The 5,483-nt window shown below is 69.3% G+C and carries 4 protein-coding genes; 1 reads left to right on the top strand and 3 read right to left on the bottom strand.

Annotated elements, in window-relative coordinates; genetic code table 11:
* Window positions 1-45 precede the first annotated feature (45 nt).
* Entirely contained in the window at window positions 46-1,062 is a 1,017-nt protein-coding gene (locus tag L995_RS18710; RefSeq protein WP_016450281.1) for a Bug family tripartite tricarboxylate transporter substrate binding protein, read from the bottom strand.
* A 14-nt stretch (window positions 1,063-1,076) separates the two neighbouring features.
* Window positions 1,077-2,246, bottom strand: coding sequence for a M20 family metallopeptidase (locus L995_RS18705; RefSeq protein WP_016451791.1), 1,170 nt, complete (start codon window positions 2,244-2,246; stop codon window positions 1,077-1,079).
* A gap of 77 nt (window positions 2,247-2,323) precedes the next feature.
* Between L995_RS18705 and L995_RS18700 the strand changes: the two genes are divergently transcribed.
* Window positions 2,324-3,271, top strand: a complete 948-nt coding sequence (locus tag L995_RS18700) for a MurR/RpiR family transcriptional regulator (RefSeq protein WP_047326181.1) — start codon at window positions 2,324-2,326, stop codon at window positions 3,269-3,271.
* Here L995_RS18700 and L995_RS18695 read toward each other — a convergent pair.
* Window positions 3,264-5,483, bottom strand: a 2,220-nt coding sequence (locus tag L995_RS18695) for a TonB-dependent siderophore receptor (protein WP_047472971.1), incomplete at its 5' end; no start/stop codon positions are given. The two genes, L995_RS18700 and L995_RS18695, sit on opposite strands and share 8 nt — an antisense overlap.

The raw sequence follows: 5,483 nt of genomic DNA, 5'->3' as shown, positions 1-5,483 counted from the left end.
GGGGCGCCCTGGGGGCGCCCTGGGGGCGCCCTGGGCGTGCCCTGCTTACTCGGCCACGATATGGGCCTTGCGCACCACCTCGCCGAAGAGCTTCAGGCGCTCGGCCATCATCTTCTCGAACGCGGCGGGGCTCATCTCCTCGGGCGCGACCACGCCGCGCTCCTTGAGGCTGGCCACCATGGCAGGCGCGGTGGCGGCCTGGCGCACGGCCTTGTGCAGCGTCTGCACGATGGCGTCGGGCGTGCCCGCAGGCGCCGCGATGCCGGTCCAGGAGCTCATGTTGAGCTGGGGATAGCCGACCTCGGCCATGGTGGGCACGTCGGGCAGCATGGGCAGGCGCTGCTCCGAGGCCACGACCAGGGCGCGCACCTTGCCCGACTGCACATGGGGCAGCATGAAGACCAGGTTGTCGAGGATGAACTGCACCTCGTTGCCGATGGCCGCCGTGACCAGCGGCGAGCCGCCGCGGTAGGGAATGTGGGTGGCGAAGATGCCCGTGGCGGCCTTGAGCATTTCCACGTTGAGCTGGCCCATGCTGCCGATGCCGGCGCTGCCGTAGTTGACCTGGCCGGGGCGCTTTTTCACGTACTCGATGAACTCCTGGAAGTTCTTCACGGGCAGGCTGGAATGCACCATCAGCGCATTGGGCTGGCGGCCCAGGATGGCGATGTTCTCGAAGTCCTTGATGGGGTCGTAGCCGATCTTGGGCTGGGTCAGCGGATTGGCCAGGTGGCTGCTTTGCGAGGACACGACCAGGGTGTAGCCGTCCGGCTTGGCGCGCGACACGTACTGCGTGGCGACCGAGCCGCCCGCGCCGGGACGGTTCTCCACCACGATGGGCACGCCCAAGATGCGCGACAGGGGCTCGGCGTACTGGCGGCCCATGATGTCCACCGAGCCGCCGGGCGGAAACGGCACGACCAGCGTGATCGGGCGCGAGGGGTACTTGTCATCGGCGCGTGCGGCCAGCGGCGCCAGCGCGGACAGGCCCGCCAGGCCAAGGCCTGCGCCCAGCAGCTTGCGGCGGGTGGGGAAGGATGCATTCACGGACAGGTTTTTCATGGGTATCAGCGGAGTCAAGGATGGTCGAAGATGGCGAGGGCCACGGCCTGGGCGCGCGGCACGAAGGTGGCCAGCTCGCAGTACTCGCGCTCGGTATGGGGATGGCCGCCCACGGGGCCGGTGGCGCACAGCGTGGGCACGCCCACCGAGGCCGTGAGGCCGCTGTCGGCCGCGCCGCCCGTGAACTCGCCCTGCACGTCGAAGCCCAGCGACTGCGCGCCGCGCCGGTACAGCTGCAGCAGCGCATCGGGCGTGGGCGCCATGGGCAGGGTGCGGCGCACGGCGGTGACGCGGCCCTGGGTGCGGGGCACGGATTCTTCCTCCACGATGGCGCGGATGCGCTCCATCAGCGCATCGGGATCGGTCTGGGCCGTGTAGCGCACATCGAGCTCGGCCTTGGCGTGGGGCGCCACCATGTTCGGCACGATGCCGCCCTGCAGCACGCCCACATTGGTGGTCGTGCCCGTGGCGGGATCGGTCAGCGCATGCAGGGCCAGCAGCTTGCGCGCCATGGCTTCCAGCGCGCTGGCGCCGGCCGCGTGGTTGATGCCGGCGTGGGCGGCCACGCCCTGTACCTCGAACTCCACGGCCATCGATCCCTTGCGGCTGGTCACCAGGTTGCCGCTGACGCGGCCCGGCTCGGCGTTGAAGACGGCGCGCGCACCGCGCACCGTATCCATGATGGTCTGGCGCGTGGCGGGCGAGCCGATCTCCTCGTCGCACGAGAAGAACAGCTTGAGCGGCGCGCCCAGGCCGCCGCAGCGCGCAAAGGCCTCGGCCACGAAGACGTTGAGCACCAGGCCCGACTTCATGTCGGCCACGCCGGGACCGTAGGCCCGGCCTTCTTCCACGCGGAAGGGGCGGCGCGCCACGGTGCCGGCCGGAAAGACCGTGTCCATGTGGCCCATCAGATAGATGGGCGCGCCCTCGCCGGGCCCGGGCACGTCGGCATGCAGCAGCACGCCGTAGCCTGGAACGTCCTCGAAGCGCACGGCCACGCCGGCCGCCTCCAGCCGCTCGCGCAGGGCCTGGGCCACGGCCAGGATGCCGGCTTCATCGCGGCTGCCGCTGTCGATATCGACAATCCTGTGCAACAGATCTTGCATGGCCTGCTGCTGGCCGCCCAGCCAGTCCAGCAGTCTCGCGCGCTGCTGCACGCGGCTTTGTTCGAGGGTATCGTGCATGGTGGAATCTCCAGAGTGCATGCAGTGTTGCACGCGACCCCCTATTTTGCAACACACGTTGCATATACAAGAAAAACATGAAATCACCATTGCAAAAAGCCGCGCTGCTGCTGCCGCAGCGCCTGGCGCAGCAGGGCGCGGAACTGACGGCCAGCGAGCAGACGCTGGCCCAGACCCTGGGCAGCGACTATCCGCATGCGCTGCTGGAATCGGCCACCGCCCTGGCAGCGCGCACAGGCACCAGCGCCTCGACCGTGGTGCGCCTGTTCGCCAAGCTCGGCTATGCCAGCTATGCCGAGGCCCAGCGCGAGGCGCGCGGCGAGGTGACGGCGCTGCTGCAGACGGCTGCCCAGCGCGCGCCCGTGCTGCTGGGCGCGCAGCGCAGCCTGAGCGAGTGCGTGGACGATGCACTGCTGCACGACCAGCACAACATCCAGTCCACGCGCGAGGGGCTGGACATGGCGGCCTTCGAGGCCATGGCCCGGCAGCTCGCGCAGGACGAGGGCCGGGTATTCGTGCTGGCCCAGCTCAACAGCTCGCCGGTCTCCGCCTGGCTGGCCCTGCACCTGAACATGTGCCGCCCCGGCGTGCAGCAGCTGGATGCAGGCGCCATCGCCCCGGCCGACCAGCTGCTGTGGGTAGGCCCCACCGACACGCTGCTGGCCTTCAGCGTGAGCCAGTATTCACGCGGCACCTACGAGGTGGCGCAGCGATTTTCGGAAGCCGGCGCCCGGGTGCTGGCCATCACCGACAGCCCCACGGCCCCCCTGGCCACCGTGGCCCACCACTGGCTGCAGGTGCGCACGGCCAATGCCTCGCCCTTTCACTCCTACACGGCAGCCTTCTACCTGTGCAATGCCCTGGTCTCGGCCGTGGCCCAGTTGCGCCATGCCGATGTGTCCGAGGCGCTTGCCCGGCGCGACGCGCTGTGGAGGGAGTTCAACCACCAGCTGATCAGGACGCCCGAGCCGCGCGGGCCGGCTCGCGCCGCGCGCAAGCCCACCGCGCGCAGGTCTTCTACATAGACCAGTAGTACTTGAAGCTCAGCGTGGCCTCGCGATCCACGCCGCGGAAGATGCCTGCGAAGTACCTGCGGTTGAACAGGTTGTTGATGTTCAGCGCGATGCGGTACTGCGGCGTCTCGTAGGCCAGCGCCAGGTCGGCCAGCGTGGCGGAGTCGTTGATGTTCAGCGTGCCGTCCGCCGCCACGTTGTAGGGAGAGCGACCCTTGTAGCGCAGGCCGCCGGCCACCATCAGGCCCGGCACCGCGCGCGGGCGGTAGTCCAGCCACAGGCTGGCCATGTGGCGTGTGGTCTGTATGGTCTGGCGGCCGATTTCGGCGGGCCGGTTGCTCTGCGTGGTGCGCGGGTCCAGGTAGGTGTAGCTGGCCAGCGCGTTCAGCTCGCGCGTGAGCGCGAAGCGGCCTTCCAGCTCCAGCCCCGTGGAGCGCACCTCGCCCGTCTGGATGCTGAAGCGCGGGTGGTCGGGGTCCAGCGTGGTGACGTTGGTCTGGCGCAGGTCGAAGACCGAGGCCGTGATCAGCGAGGTGCTTCCCGGAGGCTGGTACTTCACGCCCGCCTCGTACTGCTTGCCGCGCCGGGGCTCGAACGGATTGCCGTCGTACTGCAGGCCCGTGACCGGATCGAAGGAGGTCGCATAGCTCGCATAGGGCGCCCAGCCGCTGTCGAACAGGTAGAGCAGGCCCGCGCTGCCGGTGGTGGCGCTGTCGCTCATGTGCGGCTGGGTGCTGCTGTTCTGCGTGGTGCGCGCCTGGTCATGGCGCAGGCTGAGATTGGCCACCCAGCGGTCCCACTTGAACTGGTTGAGGGTGTAGATGCCGGTCTGGCGCAGGTCCGTGCGGCTGTCCTCCAGCTCTGGATAGGCGATGGACTGGCCATAGGCAGGGTCGAGCATGTCCAGGTCGGGCACATCCCAGCCAAAGCCCAGGCCGCCGCGCTCCCTGTACTTCACATGGTCCATGCCAAAGGCCAGCCGGTGCTGCAGCCCGCCCCATCGCAGGTCCTTGTGCAGGCGGGTGTCCAGCGCCAGCGTGCGGCCCTTGGTGCGCTGGGCCAGGCTGGCGCGCGAGACGCTTCGGCCGTCGGCCAGCACGTCCATGGCGTAGATATGGCGGTAATCGATGTCGATGGTGGAGTAGCGCAGGTTCTGCGTGAGCTGCCAGCCGCTGTCGGTCTGGTGCGAGAACTCGTAGCCCAGCGATCGCGTGTCGCGGTCGAAGCGGTCGAAGGACGGGTCGCCGGCGGTCAGGTGCGCAGGCAGGTCCTTGATCTGCGGGTAGGTGAACAGGCTGGGCCACCAGGACTTGGGCGTGCCGCGCTCGCGCGAGTAGCTGCCCAACACGGTCAGGTGGGTGCGGCCGGAGAGGTTCCAGCGCAGCGAGGGCGCGATGGAGATGCGGTCATCGCGCGAGCCCACGGTGCGTCCGTCGCTGTCACGCGCCTTGAGGTTGAGCCGGTACAGCAGGTCGCCCGAGGCATCCAGCGCGCCGCCCAGATCGGCCGTGGCCTGGGCGCGCTGGTAGCGGCCATAGGACAGGCCCACGCTGTTCACATGGTCGGCCTCGGGTTTCTTGGAGACCACGTTGATCACGCCGCCCGGCCGCCCCTGGCCAAAGAGCACGGAGGCCGGGCCCTTGATGACCTCGATGCTGTCCAGCTCGTCGATCTCGTCGTTCCACGAACCATAGGTGCCGGCCGAGAACTGCCGCAGCCCGTCCTTGTAGTAGGAGCTGCCATCGCTGAAACCCCGGATGATGGCGCCCGTCATGCGCAGGTCCGCGCCCGTGACTTCGGTGGACACGCCGGCCGTGTACGACAGGGCCTGCTCGATGCTCTTGGGCGCCTGGTTCTGCAGCTGCTCCTGGGTGACGATGGAGATGGAGCGCGGCGTCTCGATCAGCGGCGTGTCCAGCTTGGTGCTGGCGCTCCTGCCGCTGCCCACGTAGCTGCCCGGCGCGGCCATGCGCTGCGAGGTCACGTTGACCGTGGACAGCGTGGTGCCCGCCGACGCCTGCGGCGCAGGCTCAGGCGCAGGCGCCTTTCGCAGCGTGAACGTGCCCTGCTCGGTGCTGTGCGCGGTCACGCCGGTGCCGGCCAACAGCCGGTCCATGGCCTCCTGCGGCGTGAAGCTGCCCCGGAGGGCCGGCGCCTGGCGGCCGCCCAGCACGGCTTCGTCGTACAGCACCTGGAACTGGGTCTGGCGGCCAAAGGCACGCGG

Origin of the sequence: Delftia sp. ZNC0008 (assembly GCF_000799035.1) — a bacterium.
Lineage (GTDB): Bacteria > Pseudomonadota > Gammaproteobacteria > Burkholderiales > Burkholderiaceae_C > Comamonas > Comamonas tsuruhatensis.
The sequence above is the reverse complement of the archived record's forward strand: the minus strand, read 5'-3'. Positions and strand labels throughout refer to the sequence as shown.

Bases quoted from the DNA above. Each gene is read 5' to 3' on its own strand.
- L995_RS18710 (WP_016450281.1), bottom strand. From the start codon at position 1,062: ATGAAAAACCTGTCCGTGAATGCATCCTTCCCCACCCGCCGCAAGCTG.
- L995_RS18700 (WP_047326181.1), top strand. From the start codon at position 2,324: ATGAAATCACCATTGCAAAAAGCCGCGCTGCTGCTGCCGCAGCGCCTG.
- L995_RS18705 (WP_016451791.1), bottom strand. From the start codon at position 2,246: ATGCACGATACCCTCGAACAAAGCCGCGTGCAGCAGCGCGCGAGACTG.